A 17248-nucleotide genomic window follows, 5' to 3' on the forward strand; every position below is an offset into this window, starting at 1 on the left:
CCCGTGCAGACATCGACCCGAGGCCGTCGCCGCCTCCGCGCCGCCGTCGTCGCCGTGCTCGCTGCCGTGGGGCTGCTCGCCCTCGCCGGGTGCATGAAGCTCGACATGGACCTGAACCTCTCCGAGGACGACACCGTCTCGGGGGCGATGACGGTGGCGTTCTCGGACCAGCTCGCCGAGACCATGGGCATGGACCCGCAGGAGCTGTGGGACCAGGCCGGTGACGAGGTCGCCAGCGACCTGCCGGAGGGTTCGTCCCAGGAGCCCTACGCCGACGGCGAGTACACCGGCACGACGGTCACGTTCGCCGACATGCCGCTGGAGGAGCTCTCCGGCACCGGGACCGACGAGCTGTCGATCACGCGCGACGGGGACGAGTACGTGGTCCAGGGCACGATGGACATGACCGACGACACCGGTCAGATGAGCTCGCTGCCCCCCGGCGTCGCCGACAGCTTCGACGTGCGCATCGCCGTCACCTTCCCCGGCGAGGTCGTCGAGACGAACGGCACCGTGGAGGGCAGCACCGTCGAGTGGCGGCCCGCGATGGGCGAGAGCACCGAGATCTTCGCGCGCGGCGAGGCCAGCAGCGGCGGCCTCGGGGGCGGCTTCCCGTGGTGGGTCGTCGGCGTCGTCGTCGGCCTCGCCGTCATCGCGCTCGTCGTCTTCCTCGTGGTGCGCAGCAACCGCCGGTCCGAGACCGCGGAGAGGACCGGCACCCCGACCGCGACGACCGCCACGGGCGCGACGGGCGACGCCGCCTCTCCCGGTGGGACGCCGGTGCCGAACCCGTACACGCCGGGCGGCACGCAGCCCCAGCCCGCGCCGCCGCTGGGTCAGCCGCCTGTCGCCACGCCGGGCCGGCCGCCGCTCGCCTCCCCGCAGCCGACGGAGCCACCGCACCCGGCGCCGGACCGGCCGGACGCCCCGGGTGCACCCGACGACGGGCGCCCGGACGAGACCCGCTGAGTAGGCTCGGCGGGATGACACCCCCACCCGGCCACGCGAACCCGCCCTCCTCCTCGACGGACGCGGGGCCGACCACGGGGCAGACCGCCGGGCCGACAGACTGGCGCCCTGACCTGCTGGGCGACGGGTTCGAGGCCCGCACCCTTCCGCTGCCCGCCGGCGCCGAGGCCACCCTCGTGCGGTACACGCCCTCGGTCGCGCCCGACGGCCGGCCGGCACGCGGTGCGGTCCTCGCGGTCCACGGGTTCGTGGACTACTTCTTCCACCCGCACGTCGCCCGGCGGTTCGCCGCCGCGGGGTACGCGTTCTACGCCCTCGACCTGCGCGGGCACGGACGCTCCTGGGACGCGCACGTGGCCGCCGGGCACGACCCGAACCAGGTGCGGGACATCGCCGTCTACGCGCAGGACCTGGACGCGGCCGCCGCCGTCGTCCGGGACGCCGGGCACGAGCGGCTGATCGCCCAGGGTCACTCCACGGGCGGCCTGGTCGTCCCGCTGTGGGCCGCGGCGCGGCCGGGCCGGACCGACGCCGTGGTGCTCAACAGCCCCTGGTTCCTGCTCAACAAGCCGACCGCCACCCGCTGGGCGGCGACGGCGATGGTGGAGGCCGTCGCGCCCGTGGCTCCGCGAGCCGTCGTGAGCCACCTCGTCGCGGACTACGCCCTCGCGCTGCACGCCGAGCACGGCGGCGAGTGGGAGTTCGACCCGGCATGGAAGTGGCACGAGCCCTTCGCTGTGCGCGCGGCGTGGCTGCGGTCCGTGCTGCGATCCCAGCGGCGGCTCGCCCGCGGGCTCGACCTGGACGTCCCGGTGCTCGTGCTCTCCTCCGACCGGTCCAGCCGCGACGAGCACCTCACCACCGACAGCGTGCTGGACGTGGAGCACATGCGCGCGGTGGCCCCGGTGCTCGGCGACGACGTCAGCTACATGACGATCCACGGCGGGGCCCACGACCTGGCGCTCTCCCCCGCGCCGGCCCGCGACGAGTTCCTGGACGCCGTCGTCGGCTGGCTCGACGCCTCGGTCTGAGCCGACTCCCGGCAAGCCGTTTTGCCGATGTCGGTAGTTCGTGTCGAGGTCGGCAGTGCGCACTGCCGACCTCGACACGAACTACCGACATCGGCAAAAGGGGCCACCGTCGTGTCTGATTCCCGCTAGCCCACACACCCCGGCGCGCGCGACGATGAGGTCATGACCCCAGACGTGTTCACGGAGCGCTACCGGGCGATCGCCGCCCGCGACGCCCGGTTCGACGGGCAGTTCTTCACCGCCGTGCGCACCACCGGCATCTACTGCCGGCCGTCGTGCCCGGCGCGCACCCCGCTGCGCCAGAACGTCACCTTCTACGTCACGAGCGCCGCCGCACACGACGCCGGCTACCGGGCCTGCAAGCGGTGCCTGCCCGAGGCCACGCCTGGAACGCCGGCCTGGGACCTGCGCGGGGACCTCGCGGGCCGGGCGATGCAGCTCGTCGCCGACGGCGTCGTGGACCGCGAGGGCGTCGACGGCCTCGCGAGCCGCCTCGGGTACAGCTCCCGGCACGTCCACCGGGTGCTGCGTGACGACCTCGGGGCCGGCCCGCTCACGCTGGCGCGCGCCCATCGCGCGCAGACGGCCCGCACGTTGCTGACCAGCACCGACCTGGCCGTGGCCGACGTCGCGTTCGCCGCAGGCTTCGGCAGCATCCGCCAGCTCAACGACACGGTGCGGGAGGTCTTCGCCACCACCCCGAGCGCGCTGCGCGCCCGACGCCACCGACCTCCCACCGAGACGGTCGGCACCACCGCCCCCCGCGACCCGGCCGCCCCGGTGCACCTCGACCTGACCCTGCCGGTGCGCGAACCCTTCGACGCCGTCGGCACCGTCGACTACCTGGCCGCCCGGGCCGTCGACGGCGTCGAGACCGCCACGACGGACGGGTCCGACGCGACGTACGCGCGCACCCTCCTGCTGCCCCACGGCCCGGGTGCGGTGCAGGTCCGCGCCGGCTCCGCCGTCGGCCCCGGGACGGTCGCGCTGCACCTGGAGTTGGCGTCGCTGCAGGACGTCGCCACCGCCGTCGCGCGGGTGCGCCGCCTGCTCGACCTCGACGCGGACCCCGTCGCGGTGGACACGGCGCTGAGCGTGGACCCCGTCCTCGCCGCGAGCGTCGCCGCCACGCCCGGCACCCGCGTGCCCGGCACCACCGACCCGCACGAGCTCGCCGTCCGCGCCATCGTCGGCCAGCAGATCTCCGTGCCCGCGGCGCGCACCCACCTCGGCCGGCTCGCCGCGGCCGCCAGCACGCCCTACACCTCCCGGCTGCCCGGCCTGACACGCCTGTTCCCCACCGCGGAGCAGGTCGCCGACGACGACGGCACCCACCTCGCGCTGCCCGCCCGGCAGCGTGGCACGGTCGTCGCGACGGCCCGGGCGCTCGCCGACGGCACGCTCACCGTCGGGGTCGGTGCCGACGCCGGCACGTTGCGCACCGAGCTCGAGGCCCGCCCCGGGATCGGACCGTGGACCTCCGGCTACGTCGCGCTGCGGGTGCTCGGCCACCCGGACACCTGGCTGACCGGTGACGTCGCCCTGCGCGCCGGCGCCCGTGCGCTCGGCCTCCCCGACGATCCCCGCGCGCTCGCCGAGCGCGCCGCCACCTGGGCGCCCTGGCGCTCCTACGCCGCCCGGCACGTCTGGCGTGCCGCCCTCACCGGAAGGACCACCCCATGACCTCCGCCACCACCGTCGACACCCCGGACGGTCTCTTCACGATCGTCGCCGACGACGGCGTCGTCCTCGCCTCGGGCTGGACCGACGACGTCGCGTCCCTGCTCGCGCTGATCCACCCCGACCTGCGGCCCGACGGTGCCGTCGCCGCCGTGGCGGTGTCCGCCTCCGACGTGTCGCGGCCGGCCGCCGCCGTGCGGGCCTACTACGCGGGCGAGGTGACCGCCGTCGGCCAGGTGCCGGTGCGCCAGCGCTCCGGACCGTACCGGCAGCACGCGTGGGAGGTGCTGCGCGACGTCCCCGCCGGGGACCCGGTCACCTACACCGAGTACGCCGAGCGGACCGGCCGGCCGGCCGCCGTGCGCGCCGCCGCGGGGGCCTGCGCCCGCAACGCCGCCGCCCTGTTCGTGCCGTGCCACCGGGTGCTGCGCAGCGACGGGACGCTCGGCGGGTTCCGCTACGGGCTGCCGATCAAGGAGTCGCTGCTGGCTCGCGAACGTGCCGTGGCCTGACCGACCCTCATGGGTCCCCGGGCCACCCGGCCGGGTCGTCGTCCAGGGTGCGCCCGGGCGCGCTCGGTCCCGGGTGGTCCGGCTCGCCGGGATGCTCGGTCGCCACCGGTCCTGCGTCGTCCGCCTCGTCGGTACCTGCCTCGTCGTCGGCGTCGTCGGGGGCGTCCTGGGGGCCGGCCATCTCGTTGGGTCGCAGCACCGCCTCGTCCACCTTGCCGGTGCGGAACCCGGCCCGGCTGACCAGGTGGGCCGCGACGGGCGCGGTCGCGAGCTGGAAGACCGCGACCAGCACCAGCATCGAGACCGCCGACCAGCTCCGGACCCGTAGCGCGAGGGCCAGCAGGAGCAGCAGGAGGCCGAGCACCTGCGGCTTGGTCACGACGTGCATCCGGTCGAGCAGCGTGGGGAACCGGATGACCCCGACGCCGGCCGCGAACGTCAGGAAGGCGCCGAGCAGCAGGCACAGCGCCGCGGCGACGTCCGCGACCGTCGTCCAGGTGCCGGCGTCGACCTCGGTCATGCGCGTCCCCCCTCGTCCGTGGTGCCGCCCCCGGGCTCCGCACCGGGCTCCGACGGCGCGGCGGGCTCCGGGGCCTCGTCGGGCTCCGGGGACCGGCCGGAACCCTGGGACTCGTGCTGCCGGACGCCGAAGCGGGCGATGACCACCGAGCCGACGAACCCCACCAGGGAGAGCGCCAGGAGGATGGGCACGGTCTCCGTGCGTCGCGACCAGACGGCCTCGATGGCGATCGCGCACACCAGGCTCACGGTGAGCAGGTCAAGCCCGAGCGCACGGTCGAGCATCGAGGGCCCGCGCTCGACCCGCACCAGCGCCATCAGGGCCGCTGCGGCCACCAGCACCGCCGCCACCACGACCACCACGACCATCAGGTCTGCACCTCCCCACGCTCCGGAGCCGGGCCGGCGAGGCCGTAACGCTCGAGGACCGCGTCACCCGCGAGCGCCCGCAGCACCCGCTCCTCGAGCTCCTGGGTGCTGCGGCGCACGCCCTCGGCGCCGCCGAACCCCTCGATGTCGAGCACGTGCACGAACACCCGGCCGGTCCGCCGGCTCGTCTCCACCGCCAGCGTCCCGGGGACGAGCGTGGCGAGCACCGACGTGAGCGTGAGGAAGACGTCGTCGGGGTTGCGCAGCTGCACCCGCACGATCGCCCCCTGGGGCGCGGGGCCGGGGCGCAGCGCGGTCCAGGCCACCTGGACCGAGGCGACGACCAGGTCCGTGACGAACCTCCCGGCGAGCCGGCAGAACGGCACGAGCCGGAACGCGGCGTCCGCCTTGACCGGCGGCAGCGGGAACGCCACCACGACGACGACGGCGAGCAGCGCGCCCGCGATCACGTTGGCCCACGACAGGTCGCCCCACAGCAGCACCCAGACGGCGGTGAGCAGGCCGACGGCTGGCCACTGGGTTGCCGGCCGGCGCACCAGCCGCCGCAGGATGTCGGCGCGACGACGCGGCTGGTCCGTCATGGGGACCCCACCTCCTCCTCGGAGACCTCCACCGACTCGCCCGTGCCGCGCTCCGACCCGCCGGGATAGACGGCGTTGACGTAGGTGAACCCGTCCATCGAGGTGCGGGCGGCCCGCTCCGCGTAGCCGTAGAGGGGGCCGGCGACCACGGTCAGCGTGAGGCCGAAGGCGACGAGCGCACCAGCCGGCAGCACGAGGCCGCGAGGCAGGGAGACGTCGCGGGCGACGCCGGACGGCGCCTCCTGCCAGAACGCCTTGTTCCAGGCCTTCACGACGGCGTAGAGGGTGAGCAGCGACGTGGCGACGGACCCCACGACGAGCGCCCAGGCGAGGCCCGACCCGTCGCGGACCCCTTCGGTGACCAGCCCGACCTTGCCCAGGAACCCCGAGAACGGTGGGATGCCTGCGAGGTTCATCGCGGGGACGAAGAACAGGACCGCCAGGACGGGGGCGAGGCGGGCCAGGCCGCCCAGCCGGTCCAGCGACGTCGACCCGCCCCGCCACTCCACGAGACCCACCACCAGGAACAGCGCCGTCTGGACGGAGATGTGGTGCACGACGTAGAAGATGGCGGCGGCGGTCCCGGCCTCGGAGGCGAGCGCGACACCGAAGATCATGTAGCCGATGTGACTGACCAGGGTGAAGGACAGCAGCCGTTTCACGTCGTTCTGCGCGACGGCACCGAGGATGCCGACGAGCATCGTGGCCAGCGCGAGACCCATCAGCACCTGGTCGACCACGTCGTTGTCGGGGAACAGCAGCGTCTGGGTCCGCAGGATCGAGTAGACCCCCACCTTGGTGAGCAGGCCGGCGAAGACGGCGGTCACCGGGGCGGGTGCCGTCGGGTACGAGTCGGGCAGCCAGGCGGCCAGGGGGAAGATCGCGGCCTTGATGCCGAACGCCAGGAGGAGCAGGAGCTGCAGCGCCAGCCGCACCGTGGGGTCGATGTCCGGCAGGCGCTCCGCGAGCTGCGCCATGTTGACCGTGCCCGTCGCCGAGTAGATCAGCGCGATCGCCGTGAGGAAGAGCAGCGACGACATCAAGGTGACGACGATGTACACGGACCCTGCCCGTACCCGCTCCGCCGTCCCGCCGAGGGTGAGCAGCACGGACGACGCCGCGAGCAGGATCTCGAAGCCGACGTAGAGGTTGAACAGGTCCCCGGTGAGGAACGCGTTGGCGACGCCGGCGGCGAGCACCAGGTACGTGGGGTGGAAGATCGCCACCGGGATGGTCCCGCCGACGCGGCGGTCCCGGGGCGCGTCCTCCCCCTCGGGGATGCCCTGCCCGAGGGAGTAGAGCAGGACGCACAGCAGCATGACGCCGCTGACCGTCAGCATGAGCGCGGAGAGCCGGTCCGCGACGAGCGCGATGCCGACGGGGGCGGCCCAGCCGCCGACGTCCACGACCACCGGCCCGTCGTCCGCCGCCACCATGAGCACCGCGGAGGACGCGGTGGTCACCGACAGCGCGGCGACGCTGATGACCCGCTGCACGTTCGCGTACCGGTGCAGGGCGAGGGTGAGCCCTGCGGCGAACAGCGGCAGGAGCACGGGCAGCGGGACCAGGGTCTGCACGGACCAGAGCGCGGCGGTGTCGATCATGGCGAACCGTCCTGGGGCCGGCCGGCGTCCCGCTCGTCCCGCGCACGCCGGCGCTCGGCCGCCTCGACGACCTGGTCGTAGACGGCGGCCGCCTCCTCGTCGAGCGTCTCGCCCGTCTCGGCGGCGTCGTCGTCCACGTACGCGGGTGCGTTGATGGCCGCCTGCCGGGCGACGCGCCGGTCCTCCACGTCGTCGGCGACCTCGTCGTGGCCGTGCAGCTGCCACGAGCGGTACGCGAGGGCCAGCACGAACGACGTCAGGGCGAGCGTGATGACGATCGCCGTGAGGATCATCGCCTGGGCCAGCGGGTCGCTCATCCGCACGTCCTGCGGGGCGTTGCCCACCACGGGCGACGCCCCCGCCCGGCCGCCGGCGACGAGGAGCATCAGGTTTGCGCCGTTGCTCAGCAGGACGATCCCCAGCAGCACCCGCGTGAGCGGCCGGTCCAGCACCAGGTACACCCCGGCACCGCACAGCACGCCCACCGCGAGGAGCAGGACGGCCGAGGGAGTGTTCTCGAGGACGATCATCGGGACTCCCCCTGCGACGGTCCGGCTCCGGACGGGACGGTGCTCTGCCGGTCGATCTCCGCGCCGAGCGTGCGCAGCAGGTCGAGGACGAGACCGACCACCACGAGCATCACCCCGACGTCGAAGAACAGCGAGGTCACGAGGTGGATCTTGCCGAGCACGGGCACGTGGAGATCGACGATCACGCTCTCGAGCACCTCGTTGCCGGTCAGCAGCGCGGCGAGCCCGACGCCCGCGGAGAGGAAGAGCCCGGAACCGAGCAGCACGCCCGGCTGCACCGGGAGGGCCTCGCCCAGCTCGTAGCCGCCGCCCGCCAGGTAGCGCACGGCCAGCGCGATCCCCACCATCAGCCCCGCGGCGAATCCGCCTCCGGGCGCGTTGTGGCCGCTGAACAGGAGGAACAGCGCGACCACGACCATGGCGTGGAAGATCAGTCGTGTGACCACCTCGAACATGACGGAGCGCCGGGCCGGTGACACGGTGCGTCCGGCGGCGATCCACACGTCCCGCGTGTGCCCGTCCGGGGCGAGTCCCTCGCCGTCGGCCCGGGAGAGCCGGAGCACCTCGCCGCTGCGCTGCCGCAGGAAGACCATCGAGGCGACCCCGGTGGCCGCGACGAGGATCACCGAGATCTCGCCGACGGTGTCCCACGACCGGATGTCGACCAGCGTGACGTTGACGATGTTGTGGCCACCACCGAACTCCACGGCCTCCTCGGGGAAGTCGACGCTGATCGGGGTGGCCACCCGGGCCAGCGGCGCCGCGAACGTCAGCGCCATCATCACCACGCCGGTGACGACCGCGAGGACCAGCCGCACCCAGCGGCTGGCCGCCAGCGGCCGGTCGGAGAAGTACGTCGGCATCCGGCGCAGCACCAGCACGAGGATGACGAGCGTGACCGTCTCGGTCAGCACCTGGGTCAGGGCCAGGTCCGGGGCCCCGTGCAGGACGAAGAGGCCGGCGTTGGCGTACCCGGCCACGCCCACCAGCACCACGGCCTTGAGCCGGCGCCTGGCGCGGGCGGCGAGGATCGCGGCCGCCACGACGACGGCCACCACGGCTGCCTGCGCCGGCCGGTCCCAGCCGACGGCGGCGGGCGCCACGGTGGTGCCGGTCAGCAGGCCGGTGGCGATCACCGCGCCCGGCGCCACCGCCAGGACGACGAGGATGATGCCCAGGTAGACGGGCAGGGAGCCGCGCTGGGTCGCGCCCGTGACGTCCGCCGCCACGTCGTCGAGGCGGCGCATCGCCCGGCGGTAGACGAGGTCCGCGGCGCGCGGCGACCAGGCGAGGTCCTGCAGGAGCTCGACCCGCTGCCGCTTCCAGAACAGCACCGCGCCACCGGCCAGCACCAGCACCGACAGGCCCAGCGCCGGCGTCAGGCCGCCCCACAGCACGAGGTGCCCGGGCTCGCCGGCCGGGTACGTCTCGGCGTAGGGGCCGAGGACGCGTTCCCCCGTCGACGGCGTCAGACCCGCGACCAGCCCGAGGAGGCCCAGGACCAGCGGGGGCAGGACGAGCAACCAGGAGCGCCGCCGGACCGGCGTCGCCTCGGCCGCTCCGCCGTCGGCCGCCGACTTGGTCGCGAACGCGCCCCAGAGGAACCGCAGGCTGTAGGCGACGGTGAGGACGGAGCCGACGACGACGGCGACGAGGGCGGCCACGACCACCGTGCCGCCACCGTGCGTCGCGTCGTGCCAGAGTCCCTCCAGCGCCGCCTCCTTCGCCACGTATCCCGCCAACGGGGGCAGCCCGATCATGGAGGCCGTGGCGAGCGCGGCCGCCGTGGCGGCCACGGGCATGGTGCGCCACAGACCGGAGAGCCTGCGCAGGTCACGGGTGCCCGTGGCGACGTCCACCGCGCCGGCCACCAGGAAGAGCGCACCCTTGAACATCGCGTGCGCCCCCAGCATGGCGAGCCCCGCGAGCGCGACCGCCCGGCTCTCCAGGCCCACCAGCAGCACGATGAGGCCGAGCTGGGAGACCGTGCCGAAGGCCAGGACGAGCTTGAGGTCGTGCTGGCGCAGCGCCCGGTAGCCGCCGAGCAGCAGGGTGCCCGCGCCCATCACCAGCACCAGCCACCGCCACACGGCCAGCTCGGCGAACCCGGGCGCGAACCGCGCCACGAGGTAGACGCCCGCCTTCACCATGGCCGCGGCGTGCAGGTAGGCGGACACCGGCGTCGGCGCCACCATCGCCGCGGGGAGCCAGAAGTGGAACGGGATGAGCGCCGCCTTCGTCGCGGCACCGGCGAGCAGGCACACGGTGGCCACGACGGCGGCGGTCCCGGTGGGCGGGTCCGGCACGACCTCCGAGATGCGCCACGAGCCGGTGGAGACCCCGAGCACGACGAGGCCGACCAGCATCGCGAGGCCACCGGCGGTCGTGACGACGATCGCCTGCATCGCGGCCCGGCGGGAGGTCTTGCGATCGGCGTAGTGGCCGATCAGCAGGTACGAGAAGACGGTCGTCAGCTCCCAGAACACGAACAGGAGCAGCAGGTCGTCCGCGGTGACGACGCCGATCATCGCCCCGGCGAAGGCTGTCAGGACCGCGGCGAACCGGCCGGTGCCCTCCGCGTCTCGCGAGAAGTAGGCGCTGCAGTAGATCAGCACGAGCGCGCCCACTCCCCCGACGACGAGGAGCATCAGCCACGAGAGCGAGTCGAGGCGCAGGGTGATCGACAGGTCGAGTCCCGGCACCCACGGGGTGGTCGAGACGGGCAGGTCGCCGGCGGCGACCCGCTCCGTGGCGGCCAGCGCGTACGCGGCCGCTGCGGCCGGGCCCAGCGCCAGCACCCAGAACGCACGTCGGCCCAGCCAGGCGACCAGTGCCGGCGCGGCGAGCGCCAGCACGAAGGTGAGCAGCAGGACCGGCAGCACGACACTCCGTCCGTCCGGGGGCGGGGCGGGGCTTCACTGTATCGCCGGACCTCCGATCAGGCCGGTCGGCGATGGACGGTCCGGGCTACAGGTCCTCGGGGGCCAGCAGGAACTCGGACTCGTCGGCGATCTCGCCGCCCACGGCGCTCTGGATGGCCGCGGCCACCCGGCCCACGAGGTCCGCGGCCCGCTTGCGCGCCACCACGAGCGCCGGCTGCGGGAACTCCCGCTGCGCCTCGTGCTGGTCCGGCGGGTCCCACACCACGCGGTAGCAGATCGCGCCCCCGGCGGCCCACGGCAGCTCCTTGACGAGGAGGGGCAGGACCTCGTCGCCGGAGACCTCCACGGTGACGTAGCCGTCGTGGCCGAGGTCGATCGTCAGCCCGTACCCGTCGAGCACCACCGGTTCCTGGAGCGCGGCGATGTCGATCTCGTCGGCCTGGGCGTGCAGCGCCCGCCGCACCTCCGGGTCCATCTTCTCGCCCGGGTAGAGTGGCTTCTCGGCGATCCCGGCCGGGGGGCCCTGGTAGTCGGCGCCCTCGGTCGCGAGGACCACCCGCGGGTGCACCTCCTGCAGGACCCGGTGCGCGGCCTGCGGGTCCAGCCAGATGTCCGACCAGACGGTGAGGTCGACGGCGGCACCCGGGTCGGGCGTCAGCACGACGCCGGCACCGGCGTCCCGTCGAGCGGCCTCCGCCGGGTCCCACAGCGCGGCGACGTCGAGCCGGGCGGAGCCCCCGAGGCGCCGGGCCGCCGCGACGAGCCACGCCACGACGCGCTCCTCCTCACGGTTCGGCAGCCCCGCGGGGAAGGACCTCGCCAGCCCGTCGCGGTCACCACCACCCGGGGGCGGTGCGTCGGCCCAGCGCTCGCGCGGCGTGACGACGTCGAACACCATGGCTGTGCTGCCGGGCAGACCGAGCTCGAAGCCGTCCCCCTTCGGTGCGTACGGGCCGTGCACGTGGCTGTGCCGGGTCAACCGGAGCACGCCGGGCTCCCCCGGCCCGGCGATGCGACCCGCGGGCAGGTCCGCGCCGAGCAGGGACGCCGGTGCCACGTCCCAGCGGGCCCCCGAGAACCGGGACATGGCGAGCACCTCCGCCTCGTCGACCTCGACGTCGGCGGGCACGGCCAGCAGGTGGCGCGCCTGGTGCCCCTGCGTGGTCGCACGCGGCAGCAGGGGCAGGGACGGTGACGACTGCTTGGCCATCTGGCGGAGCTCCTTCCGGGACCGGGGCGCCGCGTCGTGGCTGGTCGACCCCGCGCGGCGGGACCGAGCGTACCGACGTCGGCCACCCCGGGAGGACGCGCTCATACGTCCGAGCGGTGGAAGGACTGCCAGGACCGGCTCGCCGTCGGGCCGCGCTGGCCCTGGTAGCGCGAACCGTAGCGCTCCGAGCCGTACGGGTGCTCCGCCGGCGAGGACAGCCGGAAGAAGCACAGCTGGCCGATCTTCATCCCCGGCCACAGCGTGATCGGCAGGGTCGCCACGTTGCTCAGCTCGAGGGTGACGTGGCCCGAGAAACCGGGGTCGATGAAGCCGGCGGTGCTGTGCGTGAGCAGCCCGAGACGCCCGAGGCTCGACTTGCCCTCCAGCCGTGCGGCGACGTCGTCGGGCAGCGAGACGGCCTCGTAGGTGGAACCCAGGACGAACTCCCCCGGGTGCAGCACCAGCGGCTCCCCCGCGTCGACCTCCACCAGCCGCGTCAGCTCCGGCTGCTCCTGCGACGGGTCGATGAACGGGTACCGGTGGTTGTCGAACAGCCGGAAGAACCGGTCCAGGCGGACGTCGATGCTCGACGGCTGCACCATCGCCGGGTCGTAGGGGTCCAGGCCGACGCGCCCGGCGTCGAGCTCGGCACGGATGTCGCGGTCGGAGAGCAGCACGGGGACACGGTAGTCGGCCCTTCCCCGGCGTGCACCGCGGTCCCGCCGATGCCCGGTTCCCGGCCTGGTTGCGGCCCGGTTTCGGCCTGGGGCGGGGTGTTGGGTATGATCGGCACGCACATCGTCGCGACGGTCCTTGTCGGCCGGTGATGACGGACGTGCGGGTGTAGTTCAATGGTAGAACTTCAGCTTCCCAAGCTGACAGCGCGGGTTCGATTCCCGTCACCCGCTCCACCGCACGAGGGCCTGGCCACGACGGCCGGGCCCTTCGTCGTCCCACCGGTGGCCCCCGTCCGCCCCGGACCGGGCACCTCACCCGGCGGGCGACCGCCTGCGACGAACCAGCCGGTAGATCGCGCACCCCGCGCACCATCCCGTTGCGGCGTCGACGGCGGCCGCGGCGACGACGACAGCGACCAGGCCGCGCGCCGCGCCGTCGGCGCCGAGGATGAAGCCCCCGAGTGCCGCGACGGTGAGCACGCAGCCGAGGAGCTGGGCGAAGCGCGCCGGACGTGCATCCTCCAGCCTCGTCGCCGCGCCGATCCGGGGCCAGACGACGCGCGCGAAGAGCTGTGCCCACACGGACCACTGCACGCTGACGAACGCGGTGAGACCGAACACGGCGACCTGGGAGGCGAGCAGCCCGAGGGCGAGGGGGCGAGCGGGACCGATGGTGAGCAGCACCGCGGCGAGCACGAAGGCCGTCGCGCCGGCGGCGAACCGCAGGGCGCGCGGGTCGACCTGGTCCCTCAGCGGGCACGAGGTGATGCCGAGGCCGCCCATGTGGCACTCCTGTCGGTGCGGGCCGCTGGCGAACTCACGGCACCCTTCACCCTACGCTTCGCGCTCGACGAGGGGCGCCCCCGGGCCCGGTCACCGGTGCGGCGTGTCGGCGCCGATGGCACGATGAGGTGCCCATCAGCAGTCGCGGAGGAGGGGCGATGACGGACACCGCCGGGATGCCGGAGCGGCCGGAGCACGGCCGGGAGGAGACGCTGGAGGAACGCTCGGACCGCAACTGGGTCGAGCTGCTGCAGGAGCTGCGGGTCATGCAGACCGGTGTCCAGATCCTCACCGGGTTCCTGCTCATCCTGCCGTTCCAGTCCCGCTTCCAGGACCTCGACACCTTCCAGCGCAACGTCTACCTCGTCGACCTGCTGACCTGCATCGTGGCCACCGGCCTGTTCGTCGCGCCGGTGGCGATCCACCGGGCACTCTTCCGCAAGCACCTGAAGCAGCCGGTCGTGACGGTCGGTGACCGGATGACGCGCGCCGCTCTGGTCCTGCTCGCCGTCGCGCTGTCCTGCACCGCACTGCTGGTCTTCGACGTCGTCCTGGACCGGACGGCCGGCCTCGTCGTCGGGGGCGGCTGCGCCGTGCTGCTGCTCTTCCTGTGGGCGGTGCTGCCCGTGATCGTCCGACGGCGGCACTGAGGGCGCGGAGCAATCGAGGCGCCCTTGATATTCGTTTTCTGGACGAAAGGGGCATTGTTTTCGCCGGGCACATTTCCCCTTTCGTCGATACGCTCCGACCTATCGATGTCGATCGGCTCGGGGGCCCGATATGTCTTTTCGTCTTCCCATCGTCGCCGTCGCCGTGGGCGCGCTGCTCGCGGTCGACGCGCTGTCCGCCGCAGCGGCCCCGGACGTGCGTGAGCCGCACGGCGGCCATCCCGTGACCTGGGAGTCCGAGGTCGACTCGTCCCGGTTCGGCCGGTCGTCCGCCAACGACGGCACGCGCGCCCTCTCGACGGCGGCGCGCACGAGCACGAAGACGCACACCGTGCAGATCGTCGTGGCGACACCGAAGAACGTCCCGAAGAAGCACGTCAAGAAATGGGTCCGGAACTCCGACGTCGACCGGCTCCTGCGCGAGACCTCGGCGTACTGGTCGAAGCAGTCGCGCGGGCGGGTCACGTTCGTCCGCTCGGGGAAGGTCCGCCGGATCAACACCGGCGACGGGGCGTGCCGCACCACGAAGCAGGTGCTCAAGCAAGTCAAGCGGGGCGGTGCCAAGCACTACGGCAAGCGGTGGTACTCGGCGGACGACCGCGGGCCCGACCGCCGTGCGCACCTCGTCGTCCTCTACCCGTACCGCACCGGCGACTACGCCGGCGGGTCGAGGTACGGCGACACCTGCGACGGGAAGGTCGGCCTCGCCTCCATGCCGTCGAAGGCCGGGCGCAACTCCCCCGGCGGATGGACGTTCTCCCTGTTCGGGGGGCTGGACGGCTACCGCTCCGGCGACCGGTGGGACCACAACCAGTACGAGAAGGGCGTGGCCACGCTGGCGCACGAGCTGGCGCACAACATGGGCCTCGAGCACTCCGGCGTCGGCTGGTGCGAGGGGAAGAACGACGGCAGCTTCCGCAGCTCGCGGTGCGGGGCGGCCGAAGGGCTCGACCCGCTCGACCTGATGGGCGGCGAGTTCGCCGCCCAGGGCATCCCGGCGCTGTCGGGCGCGCAGAAGCGACGGCTCGGCGTCCTGCCGAGCTCCGAGCAGCGGTTCGTCGGGGCCAAGGGCGGCAACCGGACGGTCCTGCTCACGGCACGGCACCGGGACACGAAGCGCCCCACCCTCGTCCGCGCCCGGGACCCGCGCACCGGCGAGGTGTACTTCATCGAGCTGCGCCGCAAGGAACCCGGGGTGCGGTACCCGTACACGCGCCTGCCCTACCGGGCGAGCTCCGACTACACGGTGCGGTACGGCATCACCGTCAGCCGGGTCGCGGGCAGCCGCTCCACGTGGGCGTACCCGGGCGAGCACCTCGTCGTGCCGATGGGCCGGGAGTCGAACCGCCGCTCGAACATGTGGGAGGGACAGACGTTCACCACCCGCGGCGGCGGGATGAAGATCAAGGTCGTCAACATCGCCCAGGGCAAGAAGAACGCGAAGCTCCGCATCACGTTCCCCTGACGGGCGTCAACGGCCCGGGCGTCGGCGGGGTCGCAGCCGGACGTCCGGGAGGGCGGGGGCGCGCAGCGGCCCGCCCGCGTAGCCCTCGACCTGCCCGAAGCGGCGGGCGGCGGCGTCCGGCACGAACGTCGCACCGCCGTCGTCGGCGTCGGCGAGCTGTGCCGTCCAGGCGGCGCGCGCCTCGACGACCTCCTCGTAGGTGCGCCCCACGAAGTTCCACCACATGACGACGTCCTCACCGAACGGCTCTCCACCGATGAGGACGGCGCGCACCGGCCGCGCACCGGCGGACACGGTCACCCGGGAACGCCCGGGTGCGACGTACGCCAGGGTGTCGGCGTCGACCTCGCCGTCCTCCAGGCGCGCGTCGCCGTCGTCGACGAGCAGGCCGTGCTCGTGGCCGGGGTCCACCTCGAGCACCACCGACGCCTCGGGCTCGAGGTCGATCTGGGCGCCGACCAGCGGGGTGAACGTGCGCGCCGGCGACGCCAGCTCCTGCCCGGCGACCCGCAGCGCACCGAGGAACACCTGCACCCGCGCACCGTCCCGCACGACGGCGGGCAGGTCGCCGTGGTGCTCGAAGCTCGGTGCGGTGTCCTTCGCGTCGAGCGGCAGCACGGTCCACAGCTGGACGCCGTGCAGCGTCGGCGGCCTCGGACGCCCTGCGCTCGGCTCCGGCGACTCCTCCGAGTGCGAGATGCCCCGGCCCGCCGTCATGAGGTTGAGCTCTCCCGGCCGCACGGTCTGCAGCGACCCGACGGAGTCCCGGTGCAGGATCTCGCCGGCGAACAACCAGCTCACGGTCTGCAGGCCGATGTGCGGGTGGGGCGGGACCTGCATCCCGGCGGACGTCGAGACGTCGTCCGGCCCGTAGTGGTCGCAGAAGCACCACGCGCCGATCAGGGAGCGCTGCCGCTGCGGGAGCGTGCGACGCACCGACATCGCGCGGGGCCCGCCGAGCGGGACGTCCCGGGGACCCAGCAGCTCGACGTCGGGGGCTGCGGTGCCCGGCGCGCAGACCTGCTCGGCCGGACGGGTCTCGAGGTTGCTCATGGGCCCGAGGCTACGCGCGGTCGCGCTCCCAGGTACGGCCGAGGCCCCCGGGGCGGCCGGGGGCCTCGGCATCGCCGCGGTCCCCGGCGATCGCAGTCGGGGTGCTGTGTCGACGTCACAGCCCCGGGTCTCCCACCGGGTCGGTCCGGGCCTGGTGCGTCGTCGCCCTGACCGGCCCGTTCTCCGTAGGATCCCGGACGCGGGTGGTCTTCCGGCCCCGCCGAACACCCGCGTCGTCACCCGCGGCCCGCACTCGGTACGGATCGGTCCGTCGTTCTCCGGTCGACCTTCGCCCCGGCGGGCTGTCCGACGGACCCCGTCGACCGTGATCGACGTGATCCTGAGCACCTCTCGCCGAGACCGTTAGGCACGTTTCTAGACCTGCTGCGGGTCGACTGCAAGAGGTCCGAGGCCGCGGATTCTCGGTCGCAGGTTCGTCCACAGCGGGACGCCCGGAATCCCCACACCGTCCACACCCCTGTGGACGAAATCTGTGGACGACACGCCACCGTGGGCGCGCCGCGTACCACCCCGCCACCGGTGGTGCCCCCGAGTTGTCGTGGCCGGGAACACCGTGGTAACGGAGTCGATCCGCGAGATTCCGCGGCTGGGAGCGCCTCGCGAGGTCGGCCCGCCGACGGGACGACGACCGCCGTCGTCGCCGCGAATCCTGCGTTCACCAGCACCGGCGTCC

16 protein-coding genes and 1 tRNA gene are annotated in these 17248 nt (G+C 73.9%); 7 read left to right on the forward strand and 10 right to left on the reverse strand.

The features are described from left to right. The first annotated feature begins 3 nt into the window (after positions 1-3). From UQW22_RS03150 to UQW22_RS03165, 4 genes are all read left to right on the forward strand, one after another. The gene (locus tag UQW22_RS03150) at positions 4-969 is read left to right on the forward strand and encodes an LppM family (lipo)protein (protein ID WP_407319388.1); all 966 of its coding nucleotides are present in this window, start codon (positions 4-6) and stop codon (positions 967-969) included. A gap of 14 nt (positions 970-983) precedes the next feature. Next, positions 984-2000: an alpha/beta hydrolase gene (locus tag UQW22_RS03155; protein ID WP_407319389.1), complete on the forward strand. Its 1017-nt coding sequence runs from the start codon at positions 984-986 to the stop codon at positions 1998-2000. 162 nt (positions 2001-2162) lie between these two features. Beyond that, positions 2163-3683, forward strand: a complete 1521-nt coding sequence (locus UQW22_RS03160; RefSeq protein WP_407319390.1) for an AlkA N-terminal domain-containing protein — start codon at positions 2163-2165, stop codon at positions 3681-3683. Beyond that, positions 3680-4192 carry a methylated-DNA--[protein]-cysteine S-methyltransferase gene (locus tag UQW22_RS03165; protein ID WP_407319391.1) on the forward strand — a complete coding sequence of 171 codons (513 nt, stop codon included), beginning with the start codon at positions 3680-3682 and terminating at the stop codon, positions 4190-4192. Before UQW22_RS03160 ends, UQW22_RS03165 begins: the two co-directional genes overlap by 4 nt. Before the next feature lie 7 nt (positions 4193-4199). Here the strand turns inward: UQW22_RS03165 and mnhG are convergent, their stop codons facing one another. The 8 genes from mnhG to dcd form a co-directional block, all read right to left on the reverse strand. After that, on the reverse strand, positions 4200-4712 hold the full coding sequence (gene mnhG / locus UQW22_RS03170) for a monovalent cation/H(+) antiporter subunit G (protein WP_407319392.1): 513 nt from the start codon (positions 4710-4712) through the stop codon (positions 4200-4202). Next, positions 4709-5080: a monovalent cation/H+ antiporter complex subunit F gene (locus UQW22_RS03175; RefSeq protein WP_407319393.1), complete on the reverse strand. Its 372-nt coding sequence runs from the start codon at positions 5078-5080 to the stop codon at positions 4709-4711. The genes mnhG and UQW22_RS03175 overlap by 4 nt, the downstream gene beginning before the upstream one ends. Beyond that, positions 5080-5682: a Na+/H+ antiporter subunit E gene (locus UQW22_RS03180; RefSeq protein ID WP_407319394.1), complete on the reverse strand. Its 603-nt coding sequence runs from the start codon at positions 5680-5682 to the stop codon at positions 5080-5082. Before UQW22_RS03180 ends, UQW22_RS03175 begins: the two co-directional genes overlap by 1 nt. Next, entirely contained in the window at positions 5679-7286 is a 1608-nt protein-coding gene (locus UQW22_RS03185; protein ID WP_407319395.1) for a Na+/H+ antiporter subunit D, read from the reverse strand. The genes UQW22_RS03180 and UQW22_RS03185 overlap by 4 nt, the downstream gene beginning before the upstream one ends. Then, entirely contained in the window at positions 7283-7816 is a 534-nt protein-coding gene (locus tag UQW22_RS03190) for a Na(+)/H(+) antiporter subunit C (protein WP_407319396.1), read from the reverse strand. Before UQW22_RS03190 ends, UQW22_RS03185 begins: the two co-directional genes overlap by 4 nt. Beyond that, entirely contained in the window at positions 7813-10698 is a 2886-nt protein-coding gene (locus tag UQW22_RS03195; RefSeq protein ID WP_407319397.1) for a Na+/H+ antiporter subunit A, read from the reverse strand. Before UQW22_RS03195 ends, UQW22_RS03190 begins: the two co-directional genes overlap by 4 nt. An 85-nt stretch (positions 10699-10783) precedes the next feature. Beyond that, a complete protein-coding gene (locus UQW22_RS03200; protein WP_407319398.1) occupies positions 10784-11908 on the reverse strand; it encodes a hypothetical protein in 1125 nt (374 codons plus the stop codon). A 101-nt stretch (positions 11909-12009) separates the two neighbouring features. Continuing rightward, positions 12010-12585 carry a dCTP deaminase gene (gene dcd / locus UQW22_RS03205; RefSeq protein ID WP_407319399.1) on the reverse strand — a complete coding sequence of 192 codons (576 nt, stop codon included), beginning with the start codon at positions 12583-12585 and terminating at the stop codon, positions 12010-12012. A gap of 160 nt (positions 12586-12745) precedes the next feature. On the opposite strand from dcd, the gene UQW22_RS03210 reads away from it, so the two are divergent. Beyond that, positions 12746-12819: transfer RNA gene (locus UQW22_RS03210), tRNA-Gly, on the forward strand. Positions 12820-12897: 78 nt separating this feature from the next. Here the strand turns inward: UQW22_RS03210 and UQW22_RS03215 are convergent. Continuing rightward, entirely contained in the window at positions 12898-13368 is a 471-nt protein-coding gene (locus tag UQW22_RS03215; protein WP_407319400.1) for a DUF4395 domain-containing protein, read from the reverse strand. A gap of 158 nt (positions 13369-13526) precedes the next feature. On the opposite strand from UQW22_RS03215, the gene UQW22_RS03220 reads away from it, so the two are divergent. Continuing rightward, a complete protein-coding gene (locus tag UQW22_RS03220; RefSeq protein ID WP_407319401.1) occupies positions 13527-14018 on the forward strand; it encodes a DUF6328 family protein in 492 nt (163 codons plus the stop codon). Positions 14019-14148: 130 nt separating this feature from the next. Further along, on the forward strand, positions 14149-15501 hold the full coding sequence (locus tag UQW22_RS03225; protein ID WP_407319402.1) for a hypothetical protein: 1353 nt from the start codon (positions 14149-14151) through the stop codon (positions 15499-15501). Between the two features lie 6 nt (positions 15502-15507). On the opposite strand, the gene UQW22_RS03230 is transcribed toward UQW22_RS03225, so the two are convergent. Beyond that, entirely contained in the window at positions 15508-16554 is a 1047-nt protein-coding gene (locus UQW22_RS03230; protein WP_407319403.1) for a pirin family protein, read from the reverse strand. Positions 16555-17248 lie beyond the last annotated feature (694 nt).

Origin of the sequence: Isoptericola halotolerans (assembly GCF_045689585.1) — a bacterium.
Taxonomy (GTDB): Bacteria; Actinomycetota; Actinomycetes; order Actinomycetales; family Cellulomonadaceae; genus Isoptericola; species Isoptericola halotolerans_B.

What these genes read in the sequence shown, in the direction of transcription:
- UQW22_RS03180 (WP_407319394.1), bottom strand. Translation starts at nt 5,682, where the DNA reads ATGACGGACCAGCCGCGTCGTCGCGCCGACATCCTGCGGCGGCTGGTG.
- UQW22_RS03160 (WP_407319390.1), top strand. Translation starts at nt 2,163, where the DNA reads ATGACCCCAGACGTGTTCACGGAGCGCTACCGGGCGATCGCCGCCCGC.
- UQW22_RS03220 (WP_407319401.1), top strand. Translation starts at nt 13,527, where the DNA reads ATGACGGACACCGCCGGGATGCCGGAGCGGCCGGAGCACGGCCGGGAG.
- UQW22_RS03155 (WP_407319389.1), top strand. Translation starts at nt 984, where the DNA reads ATGACACCCCCACCCGGCCACGCGAACCCGCCCTCCTCCTCGACGGAC.
- UQW22_RS03185 (WP_407319395.1), bottom strand. Translation starts at nt 7,286, where the DNA reads ATGATCGACACCGCCGCGCTCTGGTCCGTGCAGACCCTGGTCCCGCTG.
- UQW22_RS03215 (WP_407319400.1), bottom strand. Translation starts at nt 13,368, where the DNA reads ATGGGCGGCCTCGGCATCACCTCGTGCCCGCTGAGGGACCAGGTCGAC.
- UQW22_RS03230 (WP_407319403.1), bottom strand. Translation starts at nt 16,554, where the DNA reads ATGAGCAACCTCGAGACCCGTCCGGCCGAGCAGGTCTGCGCGCCGGGC.
- UQW22_RS03190 (WP_407319396.1), bottom strand. Translation starts at nt 7,816, where the DNA reads ATGATCGTCCTCGAGAACACTCCCTCGGCCGTCCTGCTCCTCGCGGTG.
- UQW22_RS03200 (WP_407319398.1), bottom strand. Translation starts at nt 11,908, where the DNA reads ATGGCCAAGCAGTCGTCACCGTCCCTGCCCCTGCTGCCGCGTGCGACC.
- UQW22_RS03165 (WP_407319391.1), top strand. Translation starts at nt 3,680, where the DNA reads ATGACCTCCGCCACCACCGTCGACACCCCGGACGGTCTCTTCACGATC.
- mnhG (WP_407319392.1), bottom strand. Translation starts at nt 4,712, where the DNA reads ATGACCGAGGTCGACGCCGGCACCTGGACGACGGTCGCGGACGTCGCC.
- UQW22_RS03225 (WP_407319402.1), top strand. Translation starts at nt 14,149, where the DNA reads ATGTCTTTTCGTCTTCCCATCGTCGCCGTCGCCGTGGGCGCGCTGCTC.
- UQW22_RS03175 (WP_407319393.1), bottom strand. Translation starts at nt 5,080, where the DNA reads ATGGTCGTGGTGGTCGTGGTGGCGGCGGTGCTGGTGGCCGCAGCGGCC.